The 13,656-nt window shown below is 59.4% G+C and carries 12 protein-coding genes; 3 read left to right on the forward strand and 9 right to left on the reverse strand.

The genetic code is table 11. The features are described from left to right. Positions 1-629: 629 nt before the first annotated feature. From AC07OG_RS22595 to AC07OG_RS22615, 5 genes are all read right to left on the reverse strand, one after another. The gene (locus tag AC07OG_RS22595; protein WP_060541173.1) at positions 630-1,211 is read right to left on the reverse strand and encodes an HD domain-containing protein; all 582 of its coding nucleotides are present in this window, start codon (positions 1,209-1,211) and stop codon (positions 630-632) included. 75 nt (positions 1,212-1,286) lie between these two features. Beyond that, positions 1,287-2,156: an SDR family NAD(P)-dependent oxidoreductase gene (locus AC07OG_RS22600; protein WP_060541172.1), complete on the reverse strand. Its 870-nt coding sequence runs from the start codon at positions 2,154-2,156 to the stop codon at positions 1,287-1,289. A 57-nt stretch (positions 2,157-2,213) separates the two neighbouring features. Beyond that, positions 2,214-2,945 (reverse strand): SDR family NAD(P)-dependent oxidoreductase, encoded by a 732-nt coding sequence (locus tag AC07OG_RS22605; RefSeq protein ID WP_060541171.1) that lies wholly within the window; start codon positions 2,943-2,945, stop codon positions 2,214-2,216. Between the two features lie 85 nt (positions 2,946-3,030). Then, entirely contained in the window at positions 3,031-3,879 is an 849-nt protein-coding gene (locus tag AC07OG_RS22610; protein ID WP_060541170.1) for a TauD/TfdA dioxygenase family protein, read from the reverse strand. Positions 3,880-3,893: 14 nt separating this feature from the next. After that, positions 3,894-4,856 carry a quinone oxidoreductase family protein gene (locus AC07OG_RS22615; protein WP_495068157.1) on the reverse strand — a complete coding sequence of 321 codons (963 nt, stop codon included), beginning with the start codon at positions 4,854-4,856 and terminating at the stop codon, positions 3,894-3,896. 168 nt (positions 4,857-5,024) lie between these two features. On the opposite strand from AC07OG_RS22615, the gene AC07OG_RS22620 reads away from it, so the two are divergent. From AC07OG_RS22620 to AC07OG_RS22630, 3 genes are all read left to right on the forward strand, one after another. Next, entirely contained in the window at positions 5,025-6,032 is a 1,008-nt protein-coding gene (locus AC07OG_RS22620; protein WP_060541168.1) for an AraC family transcriptional regulator, read from the forward strand. Between the two features lie 57 nt (positions 6,033-6,089). Continuing rightward, the gene (locus tag AC07OG_RS22625; RefSeq protein WP_495068137.1) at positions 6,090-6,356 is read left to right on the forward strand and encodes a hypothetical protein; all 267 of its coding nucleotides are present in this window, start codon (positions 6,090-6,092) and stop codon (positions 6,354-6,356) included. A 243-nt stretch (positions 6,357-6,599) separates the two neighbouring features. After that, positions 6,600-8,006 carry a DUF2252 domain-containing protein gene (locus AC07OG_RS22630; protein WP_495068138.1) on the forward strand — a complete coding sequence of 469 codons (1,407 nt, stop codon included), beginning with the start codon at positions 6,600-6,602 and terminating at the stop codon, positions 8,004-8,006. A 92-nt stretch (positions 8,007-8,098) separates the two neighbouring features. Here the strand turns inward: AC07OG_RS22630 and AC07OG_RS22635 are convergent, their stop codons facing one another. From AC07OG_RS22635 to AC07OG_RS22650, 4 genes are all read right to left on the reverse strand, one after another. Then, complete coding sequence (locus tag AC07OG_RS22635) at positions 8,099-8,956, reverse strand: phosphatase PAP2 family protein (RefSeq protein WP_218425485.1); 858 nt, start codon at positions 8,954-8,956, stop codon at positions 8,099-8,101. A 26-nt stretch (positions 8,957-8,982) separates the two neighbouring features. Further along, a complete protein-coding gene (gene pmrG / locus AC07OG_RS22640) occupies positions 8,983-9,654 on the reverse strand; it encodes a lipopolysaccharide core heptose(II)-phosphate phosphatase PmrG (protein ID WP_495068139.1) in 672 nt (223 codons plus the stop codon). Positions 9,655-10,119: 465 nt separating this feature from the next. Continuing rightward, entirely contained in the window at positions 10,120-11,493 is a 1,374-nt protein-coding gene (locus tag AC07OG_RS22645; protein WP_218425483.1) for a DUF1329 domain-containing protein, read from the reverse strand. A 157-nt stretch (positions 11,494-11,650) separates the two neighbouring features. Further along, positions 11,651-13,606 carry a DUF1302 domain-containing protein gene (locus AC07OG_RS22650; RefSeq protein ID WP_495068140.1) on the reverse strand — a complete coding sequence of 652 codons (1,956 nt, stop codon included), beginning with the start codon at positions 13,604-13,606 and terminating at the stop codon, positions 11,651-11,653. Positions 13,607-13,656: the final 50 nt, after the last annotated feature.

Consider the following 13,656-nt stretch of genomic DNA (forward strand, 5'->3'; position numbering starts at 1 on the left):
CGAGGGGGCTCGCCCCCGTTCGACTGCGAAGCAGTCGCAAAACCATTACACGTGGTGTACCTGATACGCCCTGATGGCCGATTTTGGGGCCGCTTCGCGACCCAACGGGGGCAAGCCCCCTCGTCACAAGTGTGTGCCCACAGCATTACGCCTAGTGCGGGCTTTGTTGCATCTGGGGTTTGGCAATCGATGGCTCCCCCTTGTCGCAGGTGGCTTGCCAGTGAAGACGCCAGCCGCAGGTGACAATCCGGCACAAATAGATCCGTCCTCTTTTTTGCTTGTCCCCTTTTTGCTTTTTGGTCCGTCCCCTTTTTGGTCCCGGCCCACCAACCAAAACTGGCAAAGCCCGCCCAGTGCGGTAGTGCTGTTCACTTAAGACGATCATCAGGCAAGTACAAAATCTGTGGCGAGGGGGCTCGCCCCCGTTCGACTGCGAAGCAGTCGCAAAACCATTACACGTGGTGTACCTGATACGCCCTGATGGCAGGTTTTTGGGGCCGCTTCGCGACCCAACGGGGGCAAGCCCCCTCGCCACAAGTGTGTGCCCACAGCATTACGCCCAATGCGGGCTTTGTTGCATCTGGGGTTTGATAAAAACCAACTCCCGCCTGCCCCTGCTAAAGCGGACCTCACCCCGCATCCACAACCGCCTTATAGATAGATCGCCGCGGCGCCCCCATCACCCGCCTCACCATCGGCTCAAACGTACTCAGCGGATAAATCTCCCCCTCCGGATCAAACGCAGGGCTGTCGTATTTATCGATAAACTCCACCGTACGTTCGTAATGCGGATGCTCCTTGAACCGGTCACGCATGTTGCGATCCATGCCAAGGCAGTGAAAGAAATTATGCCCCTGAAAAATGCCGTGGTGCTCGATCATCCACAGGTTGGCTTCGGATACGAACGGTTTAAGGATCGCCGCCGCGACTTCGGGGTGGTTGTATGAGCCCAGGGTATCGCCAATATCGTGCAGCAGTGTGCATACCACATATTCTTCGTCGCGCCCGTCCTTCAAGGCCAGTGTGGCGCTCTGCAGGCAGTGGCTGTAGCGGTCGATGGGGAAGCCGCTGAAGTCGCCTTTGAGTAGTTGCAGGTGCGCCAGCACGCGCTCGGGCAGTGCGCTGAAAAACTTCGCGGCCTGGGGTTTGATGATGTCCCAGTCTTGCTGGGTGCTGTCCTGCATGCGCTTGAATGTCGCCAGTTTCATCATGGGAACCTTCATGTCTGATGTGCCGTGTGGGGATGCCATCTGCATGCGGGCCAGATGGCTTACGGTTCACTTCATTTAAATCACGGCCCCACCGTTGGGACTGATTACCTGCCCCACAAAGTAATGGTCTCCAGCCAGGTACGTCGCCATGGACGCATATTCCTCCATCTGGCCAAAACGCCCTGCGGGGATCACTTGCCAGAATCTGTTCCTGGCTTCTTCGCCGATGGAGTCGAGATACTCCTCGAAGAACGGTGTCGACACGCCTCCCGGCGCCAGCGCGTTGACGAGGATATTGGAGCCGGCCACTTCGGCCGCGACCGACTTGGTGAAGGCAATAACGGCCCCCTTGGTGGCGCAGTAGTGGGGGCTGTGCACGCTAAGGGTGGAGAAGCCCGCGATCGATGCCAGGTTGATGATCCTGCCGTAGTGCTGCGCCTCCATCAGCTTGAGGGCTTCGCGTGTGCAGTAGAACGTGCCATGCACGTTGACATCCCAGTAGCGCAGCCAGTCCTCATCGGTGATCTGGCTGGTGAAGCCCAGGGATTGACGGGGCACTGGTGTGGTCATGTAGGCGTAGTGCTTGTTGCGGCGCTCCGCGTCGGCTTTGCCGGTGGGCGCGAGCGCTGCGTTGTTCACCAAAATATGCACTGTGCCAAAACGCTCGGCGGCGCAGGCAAACATCTCTGCTACCTCTCGGCTTGAAGTGATGTCGCAGCGCAGGGCCAGGCAGGCTGCGCCCGTCTCCTCCACTCTTTGCCGGGTTTCTTCCAGGGCGGGCATGTCGATATCGCAGACAACGATATCGGCGCCGGCCCGGGCCATGTCTACCGCGATGGTGCCGCCAAGACCGCGGCCTGCGCCAGTGATCAGGGCTATGCGGCCAGCGAGCTTGCCGTGTGTTCTGTCGCTTGCTGCATGTTCGGTTCGTTGTGATGACTGCATGGCGTTCTCCCAGGTTCGGATACGATCAGTTTTTCAGCGCGAAAAGGCAGGCATGGCTCAGGCAGGTCGGCGCATGAGGCTGTAGCTCTGGGCCGTCGGGCCGACGTCGGGCATGCTCGCGATGAACAAGGCCATTGGCGTGACCTCCTGGGGCGACTTGAACCACTCCCCGGGGGGGATGGCCGCATCGCGGGTCATGTCGGTCTTGACCGGGCCAGGAATGAGTTCGTTGACGCTGATGTTGTACTCATGCAGCTCCAGCGCCAGCGATTGAGTGAGCATCCACAGGCCGCTCTTGGAACAGGAATAGGCCGAAAAACCTGGCGCAGGGCGATTGCGTTGGCCGGAGCCGATCATGATGATCTTGCCGGCGCCACGCTTGCGCAGGTGCGGGATGGCGGCATGTGCCGTGTAGTAGGCACCGGTCAGATTGATGTCGATGGTCTGGCGCCACAACTCGGGGTCGCTGTCTTCGATCCGGCGTTGCTCGGTGGCGACACCTGCGTTGGCCACCACAATATCGACGCCACCATATTCATCGCTGGCGCGCTGAAACAGAGAGACCATCGAAGCGTAGTCACCCACGTCAGCGACATGCGCAAGCGCCTGGCCACCCGCCGTCTTGATCAAAGCGGCCGTTTCAGCGATTTGCCCGGCGCTGCGGGCACTGCATACCACGGCAGCGCCAGCCCTGGCATAGGCGATGGCCACACTGCGGCCGATGCCACGACCGGCGCCAGTAATGATGGCGACCTTACCCTCGAGCGGGGTGGGATTGGTTTGGATCATGTCTGTTCCCTTATTGCCGTTAGGATGAAAGAGCGTCTGTACAACGGGGACGAAAGATCAGCTGGGGCCGATGGTGCTCGCGTGTTCAATAAGGCTGATCGCCGATGATGGTGGCGCGGTCCATCTTGCGATGGCAGGGCGGGTAATCCATCACGGCGTAATGCTGGGTCGAACGGTTATCCCAGATCGCCACGCTGTTTTTCTTCCAGCGCCAGCGCACCTGGTACTCGGGGATGCAGGCCTGGCTGATCAGGTACTGCAGAAGCTCACTGCCGCTCTTGTTGTAGTCCTGGCCATAACGCACCCGCTCCCGGGTGTGGTAATTGACGAAGTGCGTTGTGAACGCATTGACGAACAGGATCTTTTCCGCGGTTTGCGGATGCGTGCGCACCACCGGGTGTTGGGCATCTGGAAACTGGCTCTTCAGCGCGAGACGCTTATCCCTGGGCATGGCGGCACCAAAGCTGGACTCGATGCTATGGCTGGCAACCAGGTCGGCAATCCTCGCCTTGACGTCCTCCGGCAGCTTCTCGTAGGCCAGCACCATGTTGGCCCACATAGTGTCGCCACCGACTGGCGGGCATTCCACGCAGCGCAGCACGGCGCCAAAGGGCGGGGCTTCGCGCCAGGTCGCGTCGGTATGCCAGCAATTTTCGTAGCGGTCGACGGGGTGGTCCGGGGTCTTGTAGATTTTCACCAGGCCCGGCGCATCCTCATGTGTGGGCGCCACCGGGTGATCTTCAAGGTCGCCGAAGCGGCGCGCAAAAGCCGCATGTTCGGTGCTGGTGATGTCCTGGTCGCGCAGGAACAGCACCCGATGCTTGATCAAGGCCTCACGGATAGCGGCGAACAAAGCATCGTCATGCACCGCATCGCGTAAGTTGATACCGATCAGTTCGGCACCGATTGCACAGGTCAATTGTTCGACTCTCATTCGCGCCGCCCTCCTTAGATGACGAAGATTGAGGAGCCGGTGGTCTTGCGCGCCTCCAGGTCGCGGTGCGCCTGGGCTGCATCTTCCAGCGTATAGCGCTGGTTGATCTCGATCTTGATGCGGCCTGCGCCGACGTGACCAAACAGTTCGGCGGCCAGATCCGCCTTTTCGGCCGGGTCGGCGATGTAATCGGCCAATGCCGGTCGCGCCAGATAAGGAGAGCCCTTGGTGGCGAGGATTTGCGGATCGAAATTGGAGAGGGTTCCGGAGGTGAAGCCCAGGCAGATCACCAGGCCGCGCCGCTTGACGGAGTCGAGCGAGGCATTGAAGGTGCTCTTGCCAACACTGTCGATGACCACGTTCACGCCGACACCATCGGTCATTTCGCGCACACGCTTGGCCACATCTTCATGGCTGTAATTGATGGTGTGATCGCAACCGTGGGCCCGTGCGATGGCCGCTTTTTCTTCGGTAGAAACGGTGCCGATGACCGTCAGGCCCAACAGCTTGGCCCATTGCGCAACGATCAGGCCGACACCGCCGGCGGCAGCATGCAACAGAATGGTGTCGCCGGGTTTGAAGTCGTAGATGCGGCGCATCAGATACGACGAGGTCAGGCCGCGCATGGTCATGGCGGCGGCGGTTTCACAGCTGATCGCCTCGGGTAACTTGATCAAGGGCGCAGCCGGTATCAAGCGCTCGGTACTGTAGGCTCCCAGGGTGTTCAAAAAGCCGGTGTAGGTGACGCGATCCCCTTCACAGACATTGGTCACGCCTTCGCCGACGGCCTCGACAACGCCGGCGGCCTCGACCCCCATGCCGGCAGGCAGTGGCATCGGATACAGGCCACTGCGGAAATAGGTGTCGGCGAAGTTCAAACCGACCGCTTCGTGGCGCAGCCGAACCTGACCAGGGCCGGGATCGCCGACTTCCACTTTCTCCAGGCGCAAGACATCGGGGCCGCCTGTTTCATGCATGCGTATGGCGTGGGGCACATTCATTCTCCTGATTCAAAACCTTCGGCGCGCAGACTTCACTTCATCGCAATGTCAGCGCTGTGCAGGAAAAGTATCGGTGAATGGCTGTGTGCGAATTTGATATTTTGGGGCGCAGACTTTACATTTTGGGGCACAAGAGGAATCTCGATGCCGACCTTAATCAGAAGCTCAAGCCTGACAAACTTTATCGAGGTTGCCCGCGCAGCGGGCCTGGACCCTTATCGGCAGTTGCGCAAAGCCGGCGTCAGCGCCTCAGCGCTACTGGATCCGGACATCAAGATCCCGGCAAAGTCGGTGTTGCGCCTGCTGGAGGAATCGGCTCGTGACTCAGGCGTCGAAGACTTCGGCCTGCGCATGGGCGAAATGCGCCAACTGGAGAACCTGGGGCCATTGGCGATTGCCCTGCGCGAGGAAGCCACACTGCGCGAAGCCTTGGGGTCGGTTGCGCGCCATCTTGTGCTGTACAACGAGTCGATGGATTTGTGCATCGAGGAAGTGAACGGCGTGGCGCTTCTCAGGCTGCAAGTGATACACGGTGCGCGCGCGTCTCTGCGCCAGTCGATCGAGATCGTCATCTGCACGCTGTACCGCATACTCAAGCTGTTCCTGGGGGCCAACTGGAAACCCATAAGCGTCTGCTTCGAGCACAAGGCGCCAGCCAGCCTGACCACGCACCGACGCGTGTTTGGCACCTCAATCCTGTTCAATCAGGACTTCGACGGTATCGTGTTGACCCAAGCCGATTTCGATACAACGATCCCTTCGTATGACCCCATTCTGGCGTGGCATGCCCGGGATTTCCTCAATGCGAAACTGGCCCAGTCCGATTTGACCATGCCTGACAAGGTCAGAAAGCTGGTACTGGCCCTGCTGCCGAAAGGAGAATGCGTTGCCGAGCGCGTGGCCGGGCAACTGGGCATGGACCGCAAGACCATGCACCGGCATCTGGCCAGTCACGGCCATAATTACTCTTCCATCGTCGACGCAGTTCGGCTCGACCTGGTGATTCAATATGTTGAAAACAGAGAACGGCCGCTGTCTGATGTGGCGACGCTACTGGGCTATTCGTCCTTGAGTGCCTTTTCTCGATGGTTCTCGGACCGATTCGGGTGCAGTGTCTCGGCGTGGCGCCGCGAAAAACGCCAACGGGTTTGAACAACCATCAAACCAGCACCATTCAAATAAAAAAAGACGTCTGTAGACGTCTTTTTCATGCATGACACCAGCAGTGGAAAGGCTCAACACTCACCCGGCATCCACCCTTCAATCCCTGCGTTTATCAAGACACTCACGGCGCAGGACAAGGTTGTTGATCTCCATGCAACTGACCGCGTAATCGTCATTGTCTTTGTTTTTCCCCTTGTCCTTGGCCTTGTTGCAATTGCCATTGTCGTTGCAATTGCCCTTGCCCTTTTGATCGCTGTTGTTTTTCAGGCAGTTCCGGACGTCACTGGCACTGCCTGCGTCATCGCAATTTGAACCGGCAAAGGACAGCGAGGGTAAAGCCAGGGAAAGCAGAAATGTGCACACAAGCGTCGCTACGATTCGCATAACCAAGCTCCAGGATAGATGTTGTTTTGCCAGCAGCCATTGCCTTGAGCCGCTCCGACTGACTATAGCAGGCCTCGCTCAACGATCCGCCTTCATTCTCTGCGAAGAAGTCCCGCACCTCTTCTACACTCAATGGCACACGTTCTACGACACCCGTCGAAAGAGCCCCCCATGAGCACGCTCACTGACCGTTTCAAGCAAGGTAAGGATGCCCGCAAAACCTGCCCCCGCAGTTCGCAAGCGACCTTGGGAAACATTGAGCGCGACCCCCTGCCGCTGATCAAGGCGTCCAGCTCGGGGCGGATCAGGTCACTGGTGGAGTTGCGCTATGGGCGCATGCTGGTGTCGCCATTCACCTTTTATCGCGGCAACGCGCTGCTGCAGGCTCACGACCTGGCCGGCACCCCGAACATGGGCCTGGTTTCGCCGATCTGTGGTGACTGTCACTTGATGAATTTCGGTGGCTTCGCAACGCCGGAGCGCAATCTGCTGTTCAGCGTCAACGACTTCGACGAAACCCATCCCGGGCCATGGGAGTGGGATTTGAAACGCCTGGTGGCCAGTTGCATGGTCGCCGCACGCGACCTGCGTCATGGGCAATCGGTTGAAGAAACGCTGTGCCATGAAGTCGTGGGCGCCTACCTGGAGACGATGCTCGAGTGCGCGGAGCAAAGCGCACTGGAAACCTGGTACGAGTCGATCACCTATAACGACATGCTGGCGAAGGCGCGCAAAAGCGCGCTGGAACATGTGCAATACGCCATCGAAAAAGCCGGGCGTCGCACCCATGCCGAACTGCTGCCGAAAATCAGTGAACGTCACGCTGAAGGTCACCTGGTGATTCGCGACGACCTCCCGGAAATTTTCCACCTGCACAATAACACCACGCTGCTGGACCCCGATGACGACTGGCTGCGTCTCTCGGACTGGCGACCGCTGTATGACGCTTTCATGCGCGACTACCGTGGCACACTGCAAGCAGATCGTCGGGACCTGTTGTCACGTTTTCATGTGCACGACATGGCGTTCAAGGTGGTGGGTGTCGGCAGTGTCGGTACCCGTTGCCTGGTCGCCTTGCTGACGGACGATCAGGAGTCTCCATTATTCCTGCAATTCAAGGAGGCGCGACGCTCAGTCCTGGCCAGCTACGTGAAGACCAGGTCGCGGGTACGCCATGAAGGCCAGCGTGTGGTCGACGGCCAGCGGCACATGCAATCGGCCAGTGACCTGTTCCTCGGCTGGACCACCGGCCCGAGCGGGCGCCATTTCTATGTGCGGCAATTGCGCGACATGAAAGTCTCGGCGGAATTGGAAACCTTTGACGGTGAAACCTTCACGGCCTACGGCCGGGTCTGCGGTCGAGCCCTGGCCCGTGCCCATGCCAAGTCTTCGGGACAGGCAGCGCTGATCAGCGGCTATATTGGCAAGAGCGAGGCGCTAGCCGATGCGCTCTACCAATATTCCCAAGGCTATACCAAACAGAACGAGCGCGATTTCGAGCGATTCCAGCAGGCGTGTCGCAGGGGAAGTTTGCGCGCTCGATCCGAGGCCGACTTTGCCGCCGATTACTTGCCTTGAACCTGGCGAGGTGTCTGCTCCACGGCCTTCATCGAAATGAATTTTTCTTCACCCCGGCGGCCTGCGCCAGCCTGTACATTTGGCTCGCTCTTTCAAGAAACTACAGTTTGCCCGCCCTCCCGCGGGCTTTTTTTTGCTTCACCGGGTACGGTTTTTTCCGCCTCATCGAGCACCGGCATTTCCAGCTGCGCTCGCCCATAAAACGCCAGCGCCGTCAGCAAACAGGCCAGCCACACGAAGATCCCGGCCCAGAAGGTGTGGGACATGTAGTGCCAGCCTTGCAGCACCCGAGTCGTACCGTAAACAAAACCCAGGGCCAACGAGCCATACATCAGCGCCTTCGAATAGCGCCAGCGATAACGGCGGGCCACAAAGTACAACGCAAGCATGGTAAAGCCGCCCGAAGCATGGCCGCCCGGCCAGCAGCGACCGTCACCGGCAACCTTGAGCAGGTCGAAATTCTCATACCACTCCTTGTGCTCGATTTTGCCGGCGTATTGCGTGGTTTCAACCGGGCAGTACACGCTGGTGTGGCCCTTGAGGTAATGGATCAGGCCCGTGCTGATGGAAAACGCGAACACCACGTAGAGAAAATCCCGACGGTGTTTGTGGGTAAAGCGCAGCACTGGCGCCACTTTGGTTTTTTCCAGAAACGCGATGATCTTCGGATGTTTCTGCGCTTTCAGGCGTGGCCACAGGAACGACAACAAGGCACCGATGACCGCTATCTCGCCGGTCCAGTTCGGAATGATCCGCGCCCATTTGTGGGTGATTTTTTCGAACCAGTGCACATGGTCCAGCGGGAACGTTTGGGTGACCGGGTCGTAAAACAGGTCGTTGAAGGCGATATCGATTTTGGTCAGGTCGAACATCAGGAACACCACCACCGCACAGGCCAGTGGGATACCGAAATTCATCCAGTAGAAGCGCGAGCGCGAAGTGGTCTGCATGGTGCGTGTCGATCCAGCCAGGGCATTCATTCGGTAGCCACGGAATGCCAGTCAGAAGCCTCGATGAAGCCAAGCATGCGTGGCGCGTTCAATGTTTCGGCGTTGATAAACAGGGCAGTGCCATAGTCCGGCGTCGATGCCGGAAACTTGAGGTCCTTTTCCATCTGCACCATGCATTCGCTGTGGGTCACCAGAATCAGGTTGCGCCCGGCAACCTTGTGCGCCAGCGCGTCGCGCAGCATGGTGCCCTTGCAACTGATCAACCAGTCTTCGCCCACACCGGCCTTGTTGAACATATAGCCAGCGGTCTGCACCGTGCGCAGGATCGGGCTGTTGTAGATATCGGCACGCTCCAGCCCCAGCTGTTCGAAGTGGTCCCCGACACTCACTGCAACGCCACGGGAGCGATCGGTAATCCCGTCGTTACCGCTCAGGCAGGCAGCTTTGGAGTGGTCGCATCGTTCGACGTGCCGCACCAACACGATCACATCGCCCTTGGCCCACGCTGTCATCAACGCTCGCGCACCGACCACGTTGCCGTTGGCCAGGTCCGGTACGGCAGCGGGCTGCAGCAGAAATATCGTCAACGGGATCACCAGCAGCGCCGAGGCCAGGACCACCGCCATATTGCGAAAGCGGGCAAAACGGCTCAGATCGATCGAGCGTTTTATCCCGAACAGGCTCAGTTTCAATTCCACATCAAGCCGCCTCGCCAGCACGCACCAGCTCATTTGGTGGCGCAAGGTTAGTGAGGCTGGCGTTGGCTGCCGGTGAAAGCTTTGTGAAAAAAACCTTAAACCGGTGTATTACCCTGTCCCGGGATTGCTGCCGACACCCCCTGCTTACACACTTTGGCGACTTCCAAAAAGAACAATCTTCCAGCCAACCGACGATAGTGAAGCAGCGGCTTGCGGTGAATGAATGAACCATTTTCGAGCAGGTCGCACCGCCGCTCCCACAGGCAAGGCGTCGAACACAGACTCTGTGAACGACCCAACACCCTGTGGGAGATTCTATGTTTTGGGGAACCCCCAAGCATGGAATTTGGCTTGTATTCGCTTTGGTTTTTCACCAAGGCAAAATACGTCCGGCAAAGTCCTCGTCGAACATGGCCATGGCCATGACAAGGACTTCAAGCTTTTGTTTGCGCTTGCACGCAGGTCTTACCGCGTCCCGCGCTGACGCAATGCCGACGGCATGAAGTACGCGTCTTCCGGCACCGGTTGGGCGAAGTCCACGGTGGCCGGCTCTTCGTTGTCCAGGTTCTGCACGTAGTAACGACGCGCCTGCAAGTCATGGAACACGTCCAGCGCACTCCAGGTGGTAGGCAGGTCGTAGAAGTTTTTCAGGTAGGCCATCGACACCCGCCACAACTCCCCTCGCCCGTCGTATTGATCCACCAGTGCAGCGCCCCAACTGTCCTCGTCGAGAAACAGCACCCGCTTGGAATAGATATGCCGCGAGCCCGGCTTGAGGGTGCCTTCGACTACCCAGACCCGATGCAGCTCGTAACGGGTGAATTGCGGGTTGAGGTGGCCCGGTGTGAGCAACTGCGCATATTTCACATCGGGGCTACCGACTTTGTAGTTGTTGTAGGGAATGTAGACCTCTTGCTTGCCCTTGAGCTTCCAGTCGTAGCGGTCCGGTGAGCCGTTGAACATGTCAGTATCGTCCGCCGTGCGCAGGCCGTCGGACGAGGCGATCGGGGTGTCATAGGCGAGGTTCGGCGCCCGGCGCACGCGGCGCTGGCCGGCGTCGTAGACCCAGGCCTGACGCGGGTCCTTGAGCTGATCAAGGGTTTCGTGAACCAACGCCGCACCGCCCGCCAGCCGGGCCGGGCTCTTCACGAATGCCAGGTAGTAAAACAGGATGTTTTTCAGGTCGGCAAACTGCCCGCCTGGACGGTAATAGTTGAAGAGCCCCTCCTGCTGCGAGGTCACCAGCGCGAAGCTGCCGTTGCGCTGTACCGGCGCTTCGGAGGCACGCCGGACCACATAAATGCCGCGATAACGGGTGATGTGGTTCCACAGCACCTCAACCCCGTCCTTGGGCACCGGAAACGGCACACCGCCATAGGCATCGGCAAAACCGGTGCCGCCATCGAGCAACTTGGCCGAAGTCGCATTCTTGAAGGTGTTGTCATACAGCCACTGCGGCGCCGAGCCCGAACGACGAGACGGATAGATCGGCATCTGGAAGGTGTCGGGGTAGCTGTTGAACAGTGCGACCTGCCCCGGGCTGAGGTGGGCCTTGTACTGTTCAAGGTTGGCCTTGGTGATGGTGAACAGTGGTTTGTCCGTCGCATACGGGTCCAGGTGGTGCTGGCCCGGCTTGTAGCCCGCCGGCGCCTGGGTGATACCGCCGTTCCAGGCCGGGATGGTACCGGCGGCGTTGCCGGCACGCTCGGCACCCAGCGGTGTCAGTGTGGTTTTCAATTGCTCGGCCTGCTGGGGCGTGATCGCGGCCAGGGCAGTGCTGGCGGCCAGGCTCAAGATGAGCGCCAGCGAGATTTTGGTCAGTCGTGAAGTGTGAAACATGATCGTTCTCCGAAAAATCCAGCTGGTCTGCAAAACGCAGCAGATCCCCTGTAGGAGCGAGCCTGCTCGCGATGGCGGTGTGTCAGGCGGCATCGATGCTGGATGTGCCGCCCTCATCGCGAGCAGGCTCGCTCCCACAGGGATTTGTGTATGGCGCTTACAAGAAGTACTTGAGGTTGAAGCCGACGTTGTCGCGGTCACGCAGGCCGTTGTTCTGCCCGCCGCCATAGAACTCGGTGTATTGCAGCTCGGCCTCGAGCTTGTTCTGGTAGTTGGCCTTGATCCCCAGGGTGTAAGCCTTGCGGCCCTCGATGATGTTGCCTGCCTGATAGCTGTTGCCCTCGAAGTCATCCTTGTAGACGACGTAGGGCGAGACGTTGACCCCGGCATACACGTCGTTCCAGGTGCCGTTGAGCATTGCGGTGTAGCTGTAGGAATTGCGGTTGACCTGGTCGCCGCGCTCGCCGCCGGACACGTAGGAAAAATTGCCGGTGCCTGCGTAGTAACGATTGCTGCCGTCATAGGCTGTGTACTGCAGATTGCTGCCGCGCAGGTGCTCGGACGCCAGCTCGAACACGCCGAACATCGAGTCGAACGACAGGCTCGGACCAAAGTTGTAAATGGTGCCCAGGGACGTGTTGAACGTTTCCACCCGCTCGGCGTTATTGATCTGGCTGTCGAGCGTGACCTGCTGGCCGCCAATGTTGATGGTCTGGCCGGATGCCGCAGCGGCAGCGCCATTGGCCAGGTCGCCGATCAGGTCGTTGGTGGCGGCAACCCCGATGGGCAGGTTCGGCCGATAAGCCACTTCGCCAAACACCGACGCCTGACCCAGGGTGGTGTTGAAACTGAAACCGTACATGCGGATGTCTTCGGCGTAACGCCGATGCGCCTGAATATTGCCCAGCACATCCATGGTCGCCAGGCCGTTGGCCAGCTGCCCCGCCTGACTGCCAGCGACACCGGCCAAGAGGTTGGTCAGGGCATTCATGTCGATGCCTTGGTAGCCTCCCAGGTCGGCGGAAATGGTCGGTTCCTTGGCGTGGTAATTGACCATGTACAGCCCGAACTCGGTGCTGTTGAGTTCTTCGGCGATGTAGCGAAAGGCGAAGCCGAACTGGCCGTCGTTGCGTGCGTTGAAATCCTTGCCGACCGAGGCCACTTTGACCGTGTTGCCAAAGGCCGGGGTTACCCCGTTGGCATAGAGGCCCGTGGTGCTCAGGGCCTGGTTGAGCAGCGGGTTGTTGCCCAGCGCGCTGTACAGGTCGATCACGTTGCCGAAACCAGGCACCGGGGTGTCCAGCGCGGTACCGCTGAAGTTGTTGTAGGCGGTGTTGCCGCCGTCGGCGAACAGGTCCGTCTGCGAGTAGAAAGTACCGACCGGGTCGATGCGGGTTTCCTTCCAGTTCGTCTGGTAGAAGCTTTCCATGGTCAGGGTGTCGGTCAGGCCGATGTTGAAGCTGAGCGCTTCCACCGGCACCAGCACTTCCTTGACTTCGGCCCCGGGCAAACGGTACTTGGCGGCGTCCACCGGGTTGGTGGTATTGACCCCGCCACGGTAGAAAATCCCCTCGCCCCAGTTGAACACCTGGCGCCCGACGCGAGCCGTGACCGGCATCTGCGCGACGTCCCAGTTGCCATAGAGGTAGGCGTCGAGCATCTCCACCCGGCTACCGGCGATATCGCGGGTCTGGCTGGTGAAGTGGTCGTCCTGCGGGTAACTCTGGCTGGGTTGCGATGGGTTGTTGTTGCGGTAGTAATCGTTGCGCTTGTCCATCAGCTGGGTGTCATAGAACGCGGTGCCGCGCACGAACATCCCGTAGTTCTGATAGTTGGCCTCCAGCTCCGAGGTGATCTTGTACACCTCCGAAACCAGCCCGGTGTCGAAGTTGCGATTGCCGTCGTTGGTGTTGACGTCATCGTTGCTCTTGTCCCGACCCTGGACCCGCCACAAGCGGCCATAGGACAAGGTGCTGTCGAATGAACCGGTGATCTGGTTATCCAGTACGCTGAATTCCCCGGCCTGCACGCCGTCGACCGCGCACAGTTGCAACAGCCCTGCCAGGCCCACGCCGGGAAGCGCCGCGCCAGACAGGCGAAATCGAGTGTTCATGATCCGTTCCTCTTTCCCTGGTTTTATTGTTTTTGTCTTCTGACATCGTT

The sequence above is a fragment of the Pseudomonas sp. GW821-FHT09H03 genome (assembly GCF_059415945.1).

Excerpts from the sequence above, each read along its gene's own strand:
- AC07OG_RS22610 (WP_060541170.1), bottom strand. The coding sequence starts at position 3,879 with ATGAGAGTCGAACAATTGACCTGTGCAATCGGTGCCGAACTGATCGGT.
- AC07OG_RS22625 (WP_495068137.1), top strand. The coding sequence starts at position 6,090 with ATGCATGACACCAGCAGTGGAAAGGCTCAACACTCACCCGGCATCCAC.
- AC07OG_RS22600 (WP_060541172.1), bottom strand. The coding sequence starts at position 2,156 with ATGCAGTCATCACAACGAACCGAACATGCAGCAAGCGACAGAACACAC.
- AC07OG_RS22650 (WP_495068140.1), bottom strand. The coding sequence starts at position 13,606 with ATGAACACTCGATTTCGCCTGTCTGGCGCGGCGCTTCCCGGCGTGGGC.
- AC07OG_RS22645 (WP_218425483.1), bottom strand. The coding sequence starts at position 11,493 with ATGTTTCACACTTCACGACTGACCAAAATCTCGCTGGCGCTCATCTTG.
- AC07OG_RS22620 (WP_060541168.1), top strand. The coding sequence starts at position 5,025 with ATGCCGACCTTAATCAGAAGCTCAAGCCTGACAAACTTTATCGAGGTT.
- AC07OG_RS22635 (WP_218425485.1), bottom strand. The coding sequence starts at position 8,956 with ATGCAGACCACTTCGCGCTCGCGCTTCTACTGGATGAATTTCGGTATC.
- AC07OG_RS22605 (WP_060541171.1), bottom strand. The coding sequence starts at position 2,945 with ATGATCCAAACCAATCCCACCCCGCTCGAGGGTAAGGTCGCCATCATT.
- AC07OG_RS22630 (WP_495068138.1), top strand. The coding sequence starts at position 6,600 with ATGAGCACGCTCACTGACCGTTTCAAGCAAGGTAAGGATGCCCGCAAA.
- AC07OG_RS22615 (WP_495068157.1), bottom strand. The coding sequence starts at position 4,856 with ATGCATGAAACAGGCGGCCCCGATGTCTTGCGCCTGGAGAAAGTGGAA.
- AC07OG_RS22595 (WP_060541173.1), bottom strand. The coding sequence starts at position 1,211 with ATGATGAAACTGGCGACATTCAAGCGCATGCAGGACAGCACCCAGCAA.